At 68.8% G+C, this 15,267-nt stretch carries 16 protein-coding genes; 9 read left to right on the top strand and 7 right to left on the bottom strand.

All coding sequences use genetic code 11. The features are described from left to right. Positions 1-63 precede the first annotated feature (63 nt). Positions 64-1,263, bottom strand: a complete 1,200-nt coding sequence (locus ACFCV3_RS19535) for a thiolase family protein (RefSeq protein WP_376031625.1) — start codon at positions 1,261-1,263, stop codon at positions 64-66. Between the two features lie 98 nt (positions 1,264-1,361). Next, positions 1,362-1,574, bottom strand: coding sequence for a hypothetical protein (locus tag ACFCV3_RS19530; protein ID WP_376031623.1), 213 nt, complete (start codon positions 1,572-1,574; stop codon positions 1,362-1,364). 340 nt (positions 1,575-1,914) lie between these two features. Between ACFCV3_RS19530 and ACFCV3_RS19525 the strand changes: the two genes are divergently transcribed. The 4 genes from ACFCV3_RS19525 to ACFCV3_RS19510 all read left to right on the top strand — a co-directional run bounded on the left by ACFCV3_RS19525 (position 1,915) and on the right by ACFCV3_RS19510 (position 4,234). After that, complete coding sequence (locus tag ACFCV3_RS19525; protein WP_376031621.1) at positions 1,915-2,508, top strand: hypothetical protein; 594 nt, start codon at positions 1,915-1,917, stop codon at positions 2,506-2,508. Positions 2,509-2,537: 29 nt separating this feature from the next. Next, entirely contained in the window at positions 2,538-3,173 is a 636-nt protein-coding gene (locus tag ACFCV3_RS19520; protein WP_376031619.1) for a dienelactone hydrolase family protein, read from the top strand. Continuing rightward, positions 3,170-3,658, top strand: coding sequence for a glutathione peroxidase (locus ACFCV3_RS19515; RefSeq protein ID WP_376031617.1), 489 nt, complete (start codon positions 3,170-3,172; stop codon positions 3,656-3,658). The genes ACFCV3_RS19520 and ACFCV3_RS19515 overlap by 4 nt, the downstream gene beginning before the upstream one ends. Positions 3,659-3,724: 66 nt before the next feature. Beyond that, positions 3,725-4,234 (top strand): VOC family protein, encoded by a 510-nt coding sequence (locus ACFCV3_RS19510; protein ID WP_376031615.1) that lies wholly within the window; start codon positions 3,725-3,727, stop codon positions 4,232-4,234. A gap of 115 nt (positions 4,235-4,349) precedes the next feature. On the opposite strand, the gene ACFCV3_RS19505 is transcribed toward ACFCV3_RS19510, so the two are convergent. Both ACFCV3_RS19505 and ACFCV3_RS19500 read right to left on the bottom strand, forming a co-directional pair. Beyond that, positions 4,350-5,606 carry an HRDC domain-containing protein gene (locus ACFCV3_RS19505; protein ID WP_376031613.1) on the bottom strand — a complete coding sequence of 419 codons (1,257 nt, stop codon included), beginning with the start codon at positions 5,604-5,606 and terminating at the stop codon, positions 4,350-4,352. Further along, the gene (locus tag ACFCV3_RS19500; protein WP_132407951.1) at positions 5,603-6,205 is read right to left on the bottom strand and encodes a DUF3000 domain-containing protein; all 603 of its coding nucleotides are present in this window, start codon (positions 6,203-6,205) and stop codon (positions 5,603-5,605) included. The genes ACFCV3_RS19505 and ACFCV3_RS19500 overlap by 4 nt, the downstream gene beginning before the upstream one ends. Positions 6,206-6,335: 130 nt before the next feature. On the opposite strand from ACFCV3_RS19500, the gene hemE reads away from it, so the two are divergent. From hemE to ACFCV3_RS19475, 5 genes are read left to right on the top strand one after another with little or no spacing between them, the layout of a single operon-like run. Beyond that, entirely contained in the window at positions 6,336-7,376 is a 1,041-nt protein-coding gene (hemE, locus tag ACFCV3_RS19495) for a uroporphyrinogen decarboxylase (RefSeq protein ID WP_376031611.1), read from the top strand. Further along, complete coding sequence (locus tag ACFCV3_RS19490) at positions 7,366-7,866, top strand: GNAT family N-acetyltransferase (RefSeq protein ID WP_376031609.1); 501 nt, start codon at positions 7,366-7,368, stop codon at positions 7,864-7,866. Before hemE ends, ACFCV3_RS19490 begins: the two co-directional genes overlap by 11 nt. Continuing rightward, positions 7,863-9,272, top strand: coding sequence for a protoporphyrinogen oxidase (hemG, locus tag ACFCV3_RS19485; protein WP_376031607.1), 1,410 nt, complete (start codon positions 7,863-7,865; stop codon positions 9,270-9,272). Before ACFCV3_RS19490 ends, hemG begins: the two co-directional genes overlap by 4 nt. Continuing rightward, positions 9,269-9,964 (top strand): hydrogen peroxide-dependent heme synthase, encoded by a 696-nt coding sequence (gene hemQ, locus ACFCV3_RS19480; RefSeq protein ID WP_132407948.1) that lies wholly within the window; start codon positions 9,269-9,271, stop codon positions 9,962-9,964. The genes hemG and hemQ overlap by 4 nt, the downstream gene beginning before the upstream one ends. Before the next feature lies 1 nt (position 9,965). Continuing rightward, on the top strand, positions 9,966-10,343 hold the full coding sequence (locus ACFCV3_RS19475) for a VOC family protein (protein ID WP_376031605.1): 378 nt from the start codon (positions 9,966-9,968) through the stop codon (positions 10,341-10,343). Here ACFCV3_RS19475 and ACFCV3_RS19470 read toward each other — a convergent pair. The 3 genes from ACFCV3_RS19470 to ACFCV3_RS19460 form a co-directional block, all read right to left on the bottom strand. Beyond that, positions 10,340-12,319 (bottom strand): AAA family ATPase, encoded by a 1,980-nt coding sequence (locus ACFCV3_RS19470; protein WP_376031604.1) that lies wholly within the window; start codon positions 12,317-12,319, stop codon positions 10,340-10,342. The genes ACFCV3_RS19475 and ACFCV3_RS19470 overlap by 4 nt on opposite strands. A gap of 28 nt (positions 12,320-12,347) precedes the next feature. After that, positions 12,348-12,764, bottom strand: a complete 417-nt coding sequence (gene msrB, locus ACFCV3_RS19465; RefSeq protein ID WP_376031602.1) for a peptide-methionine (R)-S-oxide reductase MsrB — start codon at positions 12,762-12,764, stop codon at positions 12,348-12,350. 69 nt (positions 12,765-12,833) lie between these two features. After that, the gene (locus ACFCV3_RS19460; protein WP_376031600.1) at positions 12,834-15,224 is read right to left on the bottom strand and encodes a lamin tail domain-containing protein; all 2,391 of its coding nucleotides are present in this window, start codon (positions 15,222-15,224) and stop codon (positions 12,834-12,836) included. Positions 15,225-15,267: the final 43 nt, after the last annotated feature.

Genomic DNA, 15,267 nt, shown 5'->3' with positions numbered 1-15,267 from the left:
CGCTTCGCTCAGCTCTCAAATGAGCTACGCGCTCTGCTTGTTGGTTCACTCGCTGGCGCTCGCTCACGCGGCTGTGCCTTCCCAGTTCGGGTTCTCCCAGATGACCGTTCCACCCATGCCGAGGCCGACACACATCGTGGTCAGGCCGTAGCGGACCTCGGGCTTGAGCTCGAACTGCTTGGCCAGCTGGGTCATCAGCCGGATACCGGTCGAGGCCAGCGGGTGACCGTAGGCGATCGCACCGCCGTACGGGTTGACCCGCGGATCGTCGTCGGCGATGCCGTAGTGCTCGAGGAACGCCAGCACCTGAACGGCGAACGCCTCGTTCACCTCGAAGGCCTGGATGTCGTCGATGGTCAGCCCGGCCAGCTTCAGCGCCTTCTCGGTCGCCGGCACCGGACCGAAGCCCATCACCTCGGGCTCGACGCCGACGAAGCCGTAGGAGACCAGCTTCATCTTCGGCTGCAGGCCCAGCTCCGCGGCCGCCTCGGCGGAGGTGAGCAGCGCGGCGGTGGCGCCGTCGTTGATACCGGCCGAGTTGCCCGCGGTGACCCGGCCGTGCGGCCGGAACGGGGTCTTCAGCTTGGCCAGGTCCTCCAGCGTGGTGCCCGGGCGCATCGGCTCGTCAGTGCTCGCCAGCCCCCAGCCGAGCTCGGCCGAGCGGGTCGCGATCGGCACCAGATCCGGCTGGATCAGGTCGTTCGCGTACGCCTTCGCGGCGCGCTCCTGGGACAGTACGGCGAACGCGTCGGTGCGCGCCTTGGTGATCGAGGGGTACCGGTCGTGCAGGTTCTCCGCGGTCGACCCCATCACCAGCGCGCTGGTGTCGACGAGCTTCTCGGAGATGATCCGCGGGTTCGGGTCGACGCCCTCACCCATCGGGTGCCGGCCCATGTGCTCGACCCCGCCGGCCACGACCACGTCGTACGCGCCGAAGGCGATCCCCGAGGCGAGCGTGGTGACGGCCGTCATGGCGCCGGCGCACATCCGGTCGATCGCGTAGCCCGGGGTGGTATTCGGCAGGCCGGCCAGCAGGGCCGCGGTGCGGCCGATGGTCAGGCCCTGGTCACCGATCTGGGTGGTGGCCGCGATCGCGACCTCCTCGACCTTCTCCGGGGGCAGCGCCGGGTTGCGGCGCAGCAGTTCACGGATGCACTTGATCACCAAGTCGTCGGCGCGGGTTTCGGCGTACTGGCCCTTGGCCTTGCCGAACGGGGTGCGAACGCCGTCGACGAACACGACATCGCGGATCTCACGGGGCACGGGTGCGCTCCTCTGGGGTTGGGAAAGCTACCTTGATGCTACCCGCCGGTAACTGAACCGCCAAAGCACCCCGCAGTGTGCGGCTCGTCACGAACCGCTCAGCCGAACCAGGTGCCGATACCGTCCCAGGCGCGCTCGAGCTCCCTCGGGACGCTGGGGTTGATCAGGTGGCGCGAGACCTCACGATGGACGGCAAGCATTTCGCCCATCCCGCCGATGGCGTTGACACACTCCCCGATCCGTCGCGTCTCCTGGTAGTCGTCGCCCAGGAAGCCGTCGTCGAGCCCGATCTCCACCAGGTCCTCGATCATCTCCCTGATCACCGCACGCCGGGGGTCCGGTGGCGGCAGTTGGGGTGCCGACGGTCGGCGCGAGCCGTACTTGGCCTCGTGCCGTTGGAGGCTGGCGCGGCGTTCCTCCTCGAGGTAGTCGCGGATCTCCTTCCTCTCGTGCTCACGATCAGTGTCTGGGAGTTCGGCCCGGGGTGGGGCGATCTGACCCAGTTATGCCAAGCCGTGGCGTCGGGCGGGGAATCGGCGCATGCTGAGACGACAGGTACTTATCGGGAGCTGTTCTATGAACAACTTTGATCTCTCAGTCCCGGTTCTGAGCCGGGGGAAGCACCGCAATCCGCGCAAAGGCGCGTGCTTCATGGAATTCGCCTCGTATCTGGCCGGCGAGCCATGGTCCGACCATCCGTCCTGTACGCACGCCTTGCTGGCCGGCGTGGCCCGGGACGTCAACGACTGTACGACGGACGCCGGGCGGACCCGGCTCGCGCCACTCATCCCATCGGTGATCGGGCTGACCCCGGACGACCCCCACGTCGTACCGCGAGTCACCGCTCGCTGCATTCAGCACGCGCTTCCGGTGGTGTCGCAAGAGCGTCAGTACATCCTGGCCGTCGCTCTGCTCGTGGGGGAGCGCCAGCTCGCGCTGCTCGACGGACGGCCGCTCGATGACCTGGAGCCGGAATCGCGTGAAGTGCTGGAATCGGTCCCGGCGGCGACCAAGTGGGCGCGCTCCTTCACATCACGAGCCCACCGCGGTACGCCGGACTTCGCGCGCCGGACCGCCCCTCGGGCCGTGTCGTGTGCGGTCGAGGGGATCTCGCAGGCGTGCGTGCGGAACCCGGATGAGCGCCTCTTCGATCTGCTGACCGCTGCGATCGAGGAGACGAAGAGCTGGGTCCCGACACCCGTCGAGCGTCCCGTTCGGCAGGAGGTCGTACCCTTCAACGTGTGACTTTGGAGATCGATACCGGTTCAGGTTTGATGCCAGTCCACGAGTGGGGAGACCCTGACTCGTCCGCGCCCGGAATCCTGCTGCTGCAGGAGATCTTCGGGGTCTCGCCGTACATCGAGCAGCGCGCCGCCGACCTGGCCGCGCTCGGGTACTACGTGATCGCCCCGGAGATCTACTGGCGGCTCGACGACGTGGATCTCGATGAGGATGCCGACGATCTGCTCGAGCGGGCGATCGGGACGATGCAGCGGCTCGACTGGGACCAGGCGGTGACGGATTCGGTGGCCGCGCTGGAGTACCTGCGCAGCCGCGATCGCCGTACCGGGTTGATCGGCTTCTGCTTCGGCGGTGGCCTCGCGTTCAACGTGGCTGCGGTCTCGTCGCCTGATGCGCTCGTCAGCTACTACGGTTCCGCGCTGCCGAATCTGCTGCAGCTCGCGCCGGACGTGACCGCGCCGAGCCTGCATCACTTCGGCGACGCCGACGAGTACCTGCCGGTGGATGAGGTGGTGGCAGGTCTGCCCGGTACCGAGATCCACCGGTACCCCGGTGCGGGTCACGCCTTCGACAACCCGATGCCGGCCTTCCACGACATCGACGCCTCGGCCCTCGCGTGGGAGCGCACGGTCGAGTTCCTCAACCGCAACCTGCAAGGAGCCGCATGAGCCTGTACGACATCCCGCTGACCACTCTGTCCGGTGCGCCGACGTCGCTCGGTGACTACAAGGGCAAGGCCGTGCTCGTGGTGAACGTCGCTTCCAAGTGCGGCCTGACCCCGCAGTACGAGGGCCTGGAGAACCTGCAGAAGACCTACGCGTCGCGCGGTTTCACCGTCCTCGGTGCGCCCTGCAACCAGTTCGGTGGCCAGGAGCCGGGCAGTGCGGAAGAGATCGACACCTTCTGCTCGACGACGTACGGCGTCACCTTCCCGATGCTGGACAAGCTCGAGGTGAACGGCGACGACCGCCACCCCCTGTACGCCGAGCTGACGCTGACCCCGGATGCGGCCGGCGAGGCCGGTGACGTCCAGTGGAACTTCGAGAAGTTCCTGGTCAGCCCCGAGGGCACGGTCGCCGCGCGCTTCCGCCCGCAGACCACGCCGGAGTCGCCCGAGGTCGTCTCGGCGATCGAGGCCCAACTCGACAAGTAGCGGACAAACATTGGCCGCTTCTCCTCCTACGGTGGTGATCACCAACCCACCAGGAGGAGAAGCGCCATGACCGTCGCCGACGCACCGAAGAACGACACCGTCACCCCGATTCCGGACGGCTACCACTCCGTGACGCCGTGGATCATCGGCCACGACACCGCCGGCCTGATGGACTTCCTGACGGCGGCCTTCGACGCGGTGGACCTCGGCGGCCGCGTCGTCGACGACCAGGGCCGGATCGGCCACGCCGAGATGCGGATCGGCGACTCGGTCGTGATGATGTTCGACAAGCCCGACTGGCCGCCGACGCCGGCCTTCCTCCGGCTCTACGTCCCGGACGTCGAGCAGACCCTGAAGAACGCCGTCGCCGCCGGCGGCACCGTCGTCACCAACCCCACCCACATGTTCTGGGGCGACGTCATCGCCCGCGTCAGCGACCCCTTCGGCAACCTCTACTGGCTCCACACCCGCATCGAGATCGTCGACGAGGCCGAGCTCAACCGCCGCTTCACCGACCCCAAGTTCACCGAAGCAATGGCCTACGTCACCAGCTCCATCTACAACCCCAAGGCCTAACCCCGCCAACACGAACGGATATCCGCTGCTGTTGCCCCTTCTGGGGGCGTATCCGGGCTGAGAAGGGGCGACGCGGAGGGATATCAGGTCTTGTGGGCAGGGGGTGGGGGCGGGGTTAGTCGAGGGTGGGGGCTGGTTCGGTGGCGATGGCGGTGGTCAGGGCCTCGGCGGTGAGGGCTATTTGCCATTCGCGGGCGTGGTGGTCGCGGAGGAAGGTGGAGACCGCGGCCAGGTCGGCGTCGGACGGGGGAGTCCAGGCCAGGCGGCGGATGGTGTCGGGGGAAAGGAGGTTCTCCGTCGGGAGGCGGTGGGCCTCGGCGATCTCGGAGACTGCGGCTCGGGCGGCCGACAGGCGTGCTGCCGCGTCGGGGTCGCGGTCGGCCCAGGCGCGGGCAGGTGGCGGGCCGTCGTACCGGGGGCCTTGTTTGGGGAGCTCGGTGTCCGGGAGGTGGCGGGCGTGGTCGACCGCCTCCCACCAGGTGCGCATGTGACGGTGAGCGCCACGGCCCTTGAAGGCGGTGAGCTTCTGCAGGGTGTCGCGGTCAGCAGGCATCGCCGCGGCGGCCTCGACGATTGCGGCGTCCGGCAGGATCCGGCCGGGGGAGATGTCGGCGGACGACGCGATCTGGTCGCGCGCCTCCCACAACGCCCGTACGACGGCCAGGCTGCGGCGATTGCGGACCCGGTGCATCCCGGACGTCCGGCGCCACGGATCCGGCTTCGGCTCGCGTGGCGGCGCGGACAGGATCGCGGCGAACTCCTGCTCGGCCCACTCCCACTTGCCTTCGCGCCGCAGCTCGGCCTCGATGGCGTCGCGGAGCTCGATCAGCATCTCGACGTCCAAGGCGGCGTACACGAGCCAGGGCGCGGGGAGCGGACGGGTCGACCAGTCGGCCGCCGAGTGCTCCTTGCGCATCCGGTAGCCGAGGACCTCGCTGACGAGTGACGCCAGACCGACCTTCGGGTAGCCGAGCAGACGGCCGGCGAGCTCGGTGTCGAAGACCTTGCGTGGGATCATGCCGACCTCGGCGAGACAGGCCAGATCCTGGTTCGCGGCGTGGATGATCCACTCCGCGTCGACGATCGCGTCACCGAGTGCGGACAGGTCGCCGAACGGGATCGGGTCGACCAGCGCGGAGCCGGAGCCCACGCGACGCAGTTGCACCAGGTAGGCGCGGTGCGAGTAGCGGTAGCCGGAGGCGCGCTCGGCGTCGACGGCGACCGAGCCGGTGCCGGCGCGGAACGCCTCGATGACTTCGGTCAGCGCAGAGTCGGTGTCGACGACGTCGGAGAGGCCGTCGCGGAGTTCGAGGAGCGGCAGCTCAACTGCCGGCTCTTCTTGTACTGACTGCTGGGGGTCGGCCTGGCTCATCGGCCCCGCTGTCCACGCCGGGTCGGCATCGCGACCACCCCCGGCGGAACCGGCGGCAGTCCGGCCGCCGTACAGAGTGTCTCGCCCCACGCCTCGGCGTGCTTCGTCACGTCCACCAGTCCACCGGGTCCGGGCACCGGGCTCCAGGACGCACGGATCTCGATCTCCGCCGTCGCGTCGTCGTCGGCCATCCCGCCGAAGCTCTCCGATACCACGCGGGTGACGGTACCGCTCGGGGCCAGGTACTCCGCACCCCGGTCCGCCAGGGCCTCCATCAGCCAGGTCCAGCCCACGCCACCGAGCAGCGCGTCCGTCACCATCTCCGGTTCGACGGCAGCGCGCACGTACGCGACACAGCGGAAGGTCGACTGCCAGGCGTCGTTACCGGCCGGGTCGTAGAGGACGACGAGCCGACCGGTGGCGACATCGTCACCGTCGATCGTCACATCGGCGCTGACCGCGGCCGCATGCGGAGCGATCCGCTGCGGTGCAGGCATCTCCTCGACGAACACTTCTGGCCGGAACCGGGCGCCGCGCAACTGCGTCACGGCCTCGGCAAACTCCGCGGGTGGCGCGTCGACCTGCTTGCGGGCACCCATGCTTCGCAGCCTACGACTGATTACGCACGGACGCCTGTTTAGACGCGCCGGTAACGGCACGTACACGTACCGAAACCTGCACTGGCCAGGCCCGGAAAACCCGTTGTGCGGTGCGTGGGATCATCGTGAGGTGCCTTCGACGCTTGCCCGTTCCCCCTTCTTGCTCGCCGCCCGTGGTGAGCCCGGCCCGCACACTCCGGTGTGGTTCATGCGCCAGGCCGGGCGCTCGCTGCCCGAGTACCGCGCGGTCCGGGAGGGGACCACGATGCTCGAGTCGTGTATGCGTCCTGACCTCGTCGTCGAGATAACGCTGCAGCCGGTACGCCGTTACGGCGTCGACGCGGCGATCTTCTACTCCGACATCGTGACGCCGCTGAAGGCGACCGGCTTCGGGGTGGAGATCAAGCCCGGTGTCGGACCGGTGGTCGCGGACCCGATCCGGGACCTCGCCGGCGTGGATGCGGTCCGGCCGGTGACACCGGCCGACGTGCCGTACATCACGGAGTCGGTGCAGGAGCTGGTGGCGCAGTTGGGGGAGACCCCGCTGATCGGGTTCGCGGGCGCGCCGTTCACGGTGGCGTCGTACCTGGTCGAGGGTGGGCCGAGCAAGGACCACGCCAAGACGAAGGCGCTGATGCACAGCGACCCGAAGCTGTGGCACGCGCTGGCCGACCGCCTCGCCGACGTCGCGATCGCGTATCTGACCGTGCAGGTCGAGGCGGGTGCCTCGGCGATCCAGCTGTTCGACTCGTGGGCCGGTGGGTTGTCGCCGCGCGACTACGAGCGGTTCGTGCAGCCGCACTCGGCGAAGGTGTTCGACGCGCTGTCCGCGTACGACGTACCGAAGATCCACTTCGGGGTGAACACCGGTGAGCTACTCGGGCTGATGAGTGCCGCCGGTGCCGACGTGGTCGGGGCCGACTGGCGGGTGCCGCTCGACGAGGCCGCGCGGCGGATAGGCGGGAAGCCGGTCCAGGGGAACCTCGATCCGGCGCTGCTGCACGCTGGTTGGGAGGTGCTGGAGGCGGAGATCGACCGGATCCTGATCGAGGGGCAGGCGGCGCCCGGGCACATCTTCAACCTCGGTCACGGGGTTCCGCCGGATGCCGACCCCGAGGTGCTGAACCGGATCGTCAAGCACGTCCAAACGAAGTCGGCCCGTGCTATCTGAGTACGGCGTCGCCATCGAGCGACTGACTGTCGACCACGCCGACGCGCTGCTCGCCTTCGAACGGGAGAACCGCAAGTACTTCGCCCTCTCGATCGCCGACCGCGGTGACGAGTTCTTCGCGAACTTCACGGAGATCCTGCACGCGCGCGTCGCAGAGCAGGCGGAAGGCGTCTGCCACTTCCACGTGCTCGTGGAGCCGGACGGCACGGTGGTCGGCCGGGTGAACCTGATCGACGTCGAGGACGGGTCGGCCGAGCTGGGCTACCGGCTTGCCGAGCGTGTGACCGGGCGCGGGCTCGCGACGGCCGCGGTGCGGGCGATCGTGCAGCTCGCCGCGAACGAGTACGGCCTACGGCAGTTGACCGCCGGCGCAGCACTGGCAAACGTCGCCTCGTGGACCGTGCTGGAGCGCGCTGGCTTCCAGCGTGTCGGCGAAACCGCGGGGACGAGGCCGCAGGTGGCGTACTTGTTGAGGTTGGAGGTTCTGTGAGTCGGGTTGTTGTGGTGGGTGGCGGGGTTAGTGGGCTGGCGGCTGCGCATGCGTTGGCCAGTGGGCCTAATCCGCCACAGATCACGGTGCTTGAGGGGTCGCCGCGGCTTGGGGGGAAGCTGGCGGGTGCTGAGATCGAGGGTGTGCCGGTCGACTTGGGGGCCGAGTCGGTGCTGGCTCGGCGGCCTGAGGCGCTGGAGCTGATCCAGGCTGTTGGGCTTGGGGATGACGTGGTGCATCCGGCAACGACCTCGGCCGGGTTGTGGGTCGGTGACCGGATTCGGGCGATCCCTCCGACGGTGATGGGTGTGCCGGTCGACGCTGCCGCCGCGGCCGACGTACTGGGGGAGGCGGCTGCGGAGCAGGTCGCGCGGGAGGCGGAGTTGCCGCCGCCTGCGCTTCAGGAGGATGTGGCGATCGGGCGGTTCGTTGCCGAGCGCATGGGATCCGCGGTGACGGATAAGCTGATCGATCCGCTGCTCGGCGGCGTGTATGCGGGCAAGGCGAACGAGATCTCGCTGGCTGCCGCCGTACCGGACCTGTACGCGAAGTTGCGGACGGCACCGAGCCTGCTCGCCGCCACGGCCGAGCTGCGGGAGGCCGGGCAGAAGCGTGCCGGTCAGCCTGTGTTCGCGGGGATCGTCGGTGGCGTGAACCGGCTGATCACCGCGCTGGAGCAGGACCTGCTCGCCCGTGGCGTGGTGATCCAACGACAACTCGCCGTACGGCGGATCACCCGGACCTCGGACGGGTTCGAGCTGGAAGCAGGCCCGGTACCGGCACCGACGTACCTGACCGCCGATGCGGTGATCGTCGCGACCCCGGCCGCGCCCGCGAGCCGGATGCTGGCCGAGTTGGTGCCGACGGCATCGACCGAGCTGGCCGCGATCGAGTACGCGAGCATGGCGATCGTCACGCTCGCGGTGCGCAAGGAGGACTGGCCCGCCGAAGCGACCGGCTCCGGATTCCTGGTCCCCTCGGTCGAGGAGCGGACTATCAAGGCTTCGACGTACTCACACGCCAAATGGCAGTGGTCGAACGACGCCGGCGGAGAGCTCGCCGTACTGCGGACCTCGGTCGGCCGGCTCGGTGAGGAGTACGTGCTGCAGCGGTCCGACGAGGAGCTCGTCCAGCTGGCCGTGTCCGACCTGAAGAAGGCGATCGGCCTCCAAGGACCGGTTATCGGCTCGATCGTCACCCGCTGGGGCGGTGGACTTCCGCAGTACGCCGTCGGTCACCTCGACCGCGTCGACCGGGTGGAAGCGGCCGTCGCCGCGATCCCCGGGCTGGCGGTCGCAGGCGCGGCGTACCGGGGGGTCGGGATCGCCGCCTGCGTGGCCTCGGGTGTGAGAGCTGCCACCCGGGTGCGTGGTTTCACCGATTCATTGGACACAATGGTCCCGTGACGGACAAGCCGAAGGCGCGCGAGCTGAACAATGTGATCCGCTACACCATGTGGTCGGTCTTCAAAGTCGAGACCCCGCTGGGTGACGCGGACCGCGACGAGCTGACCGCGGAGCTGTCCGAGCTGGTCGGCAAGCTCGCGGCCGACGACGTGGTCATCCGCGGGATCTACGACGTCGAGGGCTTCCGCGCCGACGCCGACTTCCTGGTCTGGTGGCACGCGCCGACCTCGGACGCGCTGCAGAAGGCGTACCACGCGCTGCGCCGGTCACGGCTCGGCCGGCACCTCGCGCCGGTCTGGTCGCAGCTGGCCCTGCACCGGCCGGCCGAGTTCAACAAGAGCCACATCCCGGCCTTCCTGGCCGACGAGGAGCCGCGCGCGTACGTCTGCGTGTACCCGTTCGTCCGCTCCTACGAGTGGTACCTGCTCCCCGACGAGGAGCGCCGCTTCATGCTGGCCGAGCACGGCAAGATGGCCCGCGGCTACCCGGATGTGCGGGCCAACACGGTCGCCTCGTTCGCGCTCGGCGACTACGAGTGGATGCTGGCCTTCGAGGCCGACGAGCTGCACCGGATGGTCGACCTGATGCGCGATCTGCGCGCCTCCACCGCCCGCCGGCACGTCCGTGAGGAAGTGCCGTTCTACACCGGCAAGCGGACCGAGCTGGGCGAGCTGATCGCCAACCTGGCCTGACATGCAGCGCAAGGCGTTCCCGGTGCTCTACGTGAGCAATGTCCGGCGGTCGGTCGAGTTCTACACGCTGCTCGGCTACGAGCTGAGGTACCAGTTCCCACTCGAGGGGGACCCGCACTACGTCGGCCTGGAGCGCGGCGACTCCTCACTGGGCATCGCCGACTCCAGCTGGCCAGAAGCTCAGCTCGGCATCACAGTCGGTACGGCGCCACGCTTCGAACTGTTCGTGTACGTCGACGACGTCGAGGCCGAGGTAGCAGTCTTCCGCGCCGCCGGTCACCCCGTCCTCCAAGAGCCCGCCACCATGCCCTGGGGCGAACGCCAGGCCTACCTGGCCGACCCCGAAGGCAACCCGGTCGCCCTCGCCACACCGATTTAAGTGCCGGGCTTCTGGAAGAGGTAGTCCTCGGCGCGCATCGACATGGGCGGGCGGACGTCTTCCGGGAGGAGCTCGCGGAGGTCCTTTTCGGTGAGGCTGTCGGGGTCGCGGGTGGACAGGCGAGTGGCCTGGTTGGAGATCGCTTCCTCGAGGACGTTGCGGATGAAGCGGCCGTTGCCGAAGTTGTGGCCTCGGGGGGACGGCGGGATGATCGACCGGACCACGTCCAGGACGTCGTCGCTGTAGGTCATGCCCTTGTAGCGGGCCTGCAGCTCGAAGATCGCGACCAGCTGGTTGGTGTCGTACTCGGCGAAAGACAGCAGCTTCGGGAACCGTGACGCCAGACCGGTGTTGGACTCCATGAACCGCTGCATCTCGCGGTGGTACCCGGCCACGATCACGATGCAGTCGTTGCGGTGGTCCTCCATCAGCTTCAGGATCGTCGCGATGGCCTCCAGCCCGTAGTCGCCGGGGCTGTTCTCCGGCACCAGCGTGTAGGCCTCGTCGACGAACAGCACGCCACCGATCGCGTCCCGGAACTTCTCCGCGGTCATCGGCGCCGTCGTACCGGTGCTGGAACCGACCAGGTCGGAGCGGTCGACCTCGACCACGTGACCCTTCTCCAGTACGCCGAGCTGGTGGTAGATGCGGCTGAGCAGGCGCGCGATCGTCGTCTTCGCCGTACCGGGTTTGCCGACGAAGACCATGTGCCGGGCCCGCTCGTGGCTCGGCAGGCCGAGCTCCTGGCGGCGCAGGTTGGTCTTCACCTCGGCCACCATCTTGCGGACCGAGTCCTTCACCGACTCCAGACCGACCAGCGAGTCGAGCTCGGCGAGCGGGTCGTTGGTGAAGTCGACCGGCCCCAGCTCAGCGGCCTTCGGCTTCGCCGCCGGGGTGGTCGACTGGGCGTTGTCCCACGCGGAGGAGAGCGAGGTCTCGGCCTGCTCGACCGCGGCCACCGGCCGGCGGTCCCGATCGAGCAGCCGGAAGAGTGCGTCCAGATCAGGGATCAGCGGATCCGGCCAGGGCGCGTCGCCGAGTGCGCCGGAGAGATGTATGGAGACCCGGGTCGCCGCGGCGGCCCACGTCCGAGCAGCTGCGCGCTGGTCATGCCGTACGGCGCGCGCCAGCCACTCGGTATTGGCCGTCAGCCACGTCTCCGGTTTGAAGCCGGTCCGCGCCGAGGCGAACGCCTTCTCGACGTCCTGCGCGGCCGGGCCGAGGATCTGCGCGACAGCGGGCGGAAGATTGGTGAGCCGACCGGCGAGGATCATCCCGGCCATCAGTTGCGCGAAGTCACCGGCGTACTCGTCCGGGATCGTCATCAGCAGCTTCGCGTGCGCGTCCCGCAGCGAGTTGAGTGAGTAGCGCAAGGCGGCGTTCGGGCCGGACAACTCCGGCAGTACGACGCGCTCCGCGTCCGTCAGCGCCGACGTCCGCCAGTACTGCACGATCGCCGGGTAGTCGCTGTTCAGATGCAGGTGGAGCGCCTCGCGATCAGCGAGGACCCGGTCGAACGCAGCGGTCAGCGCCGTCGCCCGCGCGGCCAGCGGCGGTGCGTCGACGAACATCGCGACCACGTCGCGGGACACCTCCACCGCGTGCCGCCGGCCGGCCTCACGGAACCCCTGCGCGCCCGCGATCACCTGCAACGGCCAGTCGGTCGGGGCGATCCGGACGATGTGTGCGGCACCGCCGATCCGGTACGTCGGCCGCTTGAACTCGCGGGTCAGTTCCGCACCAAGATCGGCGTACTCGCCGTGCAGCACCGGAATCCACCCGGCCAGCAGCGGAGCGACCTGATCGGTGAACCAGACCGCAGCCGGCGTCCCCTTCGCGAACCCAGCGAACGCGTCCGGCCGCAGTGGCCGCAAGGACCGCGGGTCCTGGCCCCAGCCGTGCAACCTCCGCCGGACGGCCGTCACCCAGGCCCCCGGCACCTCCCACGCCTGCTCAGCACCCAGGACATCCAGCACAGCGGCAGTCTAGTGGTCTACCAGTCGATCACTCGGGCTGCAGCGCCAGGCTGACGCTGTTGATGCAGTACCGGAGGTCGGTGGGGGTACCGTAGCCCTCGCCCTCGAACACGTGGCCGAGGTGGGAGCCGCAGTTCGCGCAGCGGACCTCGACGCGCTTCATCCCGAGGGCGGTGTCCTCGATGTACTCGACCCGGTCCTCGGCCAGCGGTGCGAAGAACGAAGGCCAGCCGCAGTGCGAGTCGAACTTGGTCTCGCTCCGGAACAACTCCGCGTCACAGGCCCGGCACTTGTAGACACCGACGGTCTTGCTGTCGGTGTACTCACCGGTGAAGGGCCGCTCGGTACCGGCCTTGCGCAGCACGTGGAACTCCGCGGGGGACAGCTGCGCCTTCCACTCCGCGTCGGACTTCTGAACGGCGTACTGCTTGGTCGAATCAGTCACAACCCCAGTATCGGCGTCCGGTCAAGGAAAACCCCGTCCGGACGCCGCTACGTAAGACTGCCGCAATAACTAGTGCACCCAGGACGGGAGCGGGATCACCCGCACCACCTGCGGGTCGTGGTCGCTGATCTGGTCCGGGAACTCGGCGTTCATGTGCACGATGTCGTACGACGAGGCCGGCCGCAGGTTCTGCGAGATCAGGATCTGGTCGAGGATCTGGCTGTTGCCCTCGAACACGTAGCTGTAGCGCTCCTTCACCGGCACTGTCCGGGGCATGTCGATCAGCGCCGTCTTGCCGGTGCCGACCAGGATGTCCGTGGTCTGCGAGAAGTCGAAGTCGTTGATGTCACCGAGCACGATCACGTTCGCGCCGGTGTCCTTGGCCAGGATCTGGTCGACGAACCCGCGGACCGACTGAGCCTGCTGGTGCCGCTTGACCGCACTCGACTGCACCGGCGGCTGGAACCGGCCCCAGAGCGGGTTGTCGCCGCCCTTGGAGCTGAAGTGGTTGACGACGACGAACAGGCTCTGGCCGTGCCAGGTGAACTCGCCCGCGAGCGGGACCCGGGTCGCGGCCCAGGCCGGGTTGGCCGGGTCGATCCGGCCCGGGGAGGCGCTCAGGTGCGGGCGGCCGAACCGGTCGGTGGTGACGGTGGTCGGGACGGTCGAACCGCCACCGGGACGGTCGACGAACTTGACCGGCTTGTCGGTGCGGTAGAGGAACGCGACCCGGATGTTGCCACCCGGCTCACCGCCCTCGGCGTTGTTCACCGGGTCGATCTGGCGGTAGGCGTACTTCGGTCCGCCCGCCTTGACGATCGCGGCCGTGAGCAGATCCAGCGTGACGTTCGCGGCCGTCGTACCGGAGTTGACCGCGCCGTCGTTGTCCTGCACCTCTTCCAGCCCGATGATGTCGGGCGACGCGAGGTTCTTGACGACGGCCTGCGCGAGACCGTCGAACTTGGCCGGACCGTCGGACGGGTCCAGGTTCTCCACGTTGAAGGTCGCGACCGACACCTGCAGCGGCGAGGACGCCTTGGTCGTCTCGCGCTTCACGCCACCGTCGATCACGGTCGGCGTCGTGGTCGGCAGCAGCTTGAAGTTGCCGAACGCGTAGTCGACGACCCCGGCCACCGTCCCGGCCAGCTTGTCACCGGTCTTGGCGTCCGGAATCGGCGTCAGCAGATCGTCCAGCAGAATCCGCTCAGGGTTGCTGTCGGCCTTCTGCAACACGATCCCGCCACGCACGGACCGCACACCGGACCCGGCCGGTACGACGGACAGCTCGCGGAAGGAGGTCGGCGGCCCGGTCACCTCCGGCGCGGTGATACCGGTCCACATGCCCTCGAGCGACTCCCAGAAGTCCAGGCCGTCCTGCGCCGGGTCGAAGGTGCTGGTGGTCTCGACATCACCGGACGAGTCGTTGTCGATCACCGTCGACGGCGGTACCCGGCCATCCGCACCCACGAGTGTCGGAGCCGGTACGGCGGCGGTCCCGGTGACCGTGATCTTCGCCTGCGTCAGCTCGGTCGTGGTGAGGTTCGTCGTACCGCCGGAGCCACCCGGCCGGAACTCGGTCACGGTGCCCTGCACGGTGAGCGCGTCGCCCACGGCGACGGTCGGCGCGGAGCCGGTGAAGACGAACAGGCCCTCGCTGGTCGCCGGGTTGTCGTCCGGCTGCGGGTCCTGGAACCAGAAGCCGTTGCCGCTCTTCGCAGTGACCACGCCGGTCACGTTGCCGACGATCTTGCCGACCAGCGGCGACAGGTGCGCGGCGCCCTGGATGTCGTGGATCTTGGCGTCGATCGGGTCCGGCGGCGGGGGAGTGTTGGTGAGCACCTTCGGCGTCGGAGCCACCTCGGCGAACTCGGTGCCGTTGTTGTCGGCATCCGTGGTCGGCACCTTGCGGGTCGCCGACGTCGTGTTCGAGGTGCCCGGAGCAGCGCTGGTCTCGAAGTCGTTGGCCGCGCCGTACCCGACGAAGTCGATCACGCCGGGCGCAGTGGCGCAGCCGGTGGCACAGCTCAGGCTGGTGGTCGAGGAGACCAGTGCGACCTTGCCGGAGGCGGCGGACATGTTCACACCGCCGGTGGCGTCCGGCGTCGGCAAGGGCTGCCCGTTGGCACCGCCCGACGCGCCCTGCGCGAGGTAGACGGCGCCGGGCGCGATCGAGCCGGTCAGAGTGATCTTGTTGGACCACGAGGTGCCGGCCGCAGAGGCGTACTGGATCGTCCAGCCGGTCAGGTCGACCGGGGCGGAGCTGTTGTTGGTCAGCTCGATGAAGTCATTCGTGTACGGCGCCCCGCTGTTGCCGCCACCGCCGTACACCTCGGTGATGACCACCGAGGCGGACGCGGCGCCCGCCGGAGCCGCGGCGATGAGAGCCGCGCCGGAGGCGATAAGTGTGGAAGTGATGACCAGAGCGCCCAGGCGGCGTCTTGGTCGGATTTGGGCAGACATGTCGCGCAGTCTCACACCCGCATAGGTCCCCGCCAAGGTCCAG

Origin of the sequence: Kribbella sp. NPDC056345 (genome assembly GCF_042262745.1) — a bacterium.
GTDB lineage: Bacteria > Actinomycetota > Actinomycetes > Propionibacteriales > Kribbellaceae > Kribbella.
Note: the sequence above shows the minus strand (reverse complement) of the source record. Positions and strands in the feature narration are given on the sequence as shown.

Coding starts and splice junctions, on each gene's coding strand:
- ACFCV3_RS19475 (WP_376031605.1), top strand. CDS start 9,966: ATGCAGCGCAAGGCGTTCCCGGTGCTCTACGTGAGCAATGTCCGGCGG.
- ACFCV3_RS19525 (WP_376031621.1), top strand. CDS start 1,915: ATGGAATTCGCCTCGTATCTGGCCGGCGAGCCATGGTCCGACCATCCG.
- ACFCV3_RS19500 (WP_132407951.1), bottom strand. CDS start 6,205: ATGGGTGCCCGCAAGCAGGTCGACGCGCCACCCGCGGAGTTTGCCGAG.
- ACFCV3_RS19530 (WP_376031623.1), bottom strand. CDS start 1,574: ATGATCGAGGACCTGGTGGAGATCGGGCTCGACGACGGCTTCCTGGGC.
- ACFCV3_RS19460 (WP_376031600.1), bottom strand. CDS start 15,224: ATGTCTGCCCAAATCCGACCAAGACGCCGCCTGGGCGCTCTGGTCATC.
- ACFCV3_RS19515 (WP_376031617.1), top strand. CDS start 3,170: ATGAGCCTGTACGACATCCCGCTGACCACTCTGTCCGGTGCGCCGACG.
- ACFCV3_RS19505 (WP_376031613.1), bottom strand. CDS start 5,606: ATGAGCCAGGCCGACCCCCAGCAGTCAGTACAAGAAGAGCCGGCAGTT.
- ACFCV3_RS19510 (WP_376031615.1), top strand. CDS start 3,725: ATGACCGTCGCCGACGCACCGAAGAACGACACCGTCACCCCGATTCCG.
- ACFCV3_RS19520 (WP_376031619.1), top strand. CDS start 2,538: ATGCCAGTCCACGAGTGGGGAGACCCTGACTCGTCCGCGCCCGGAATC.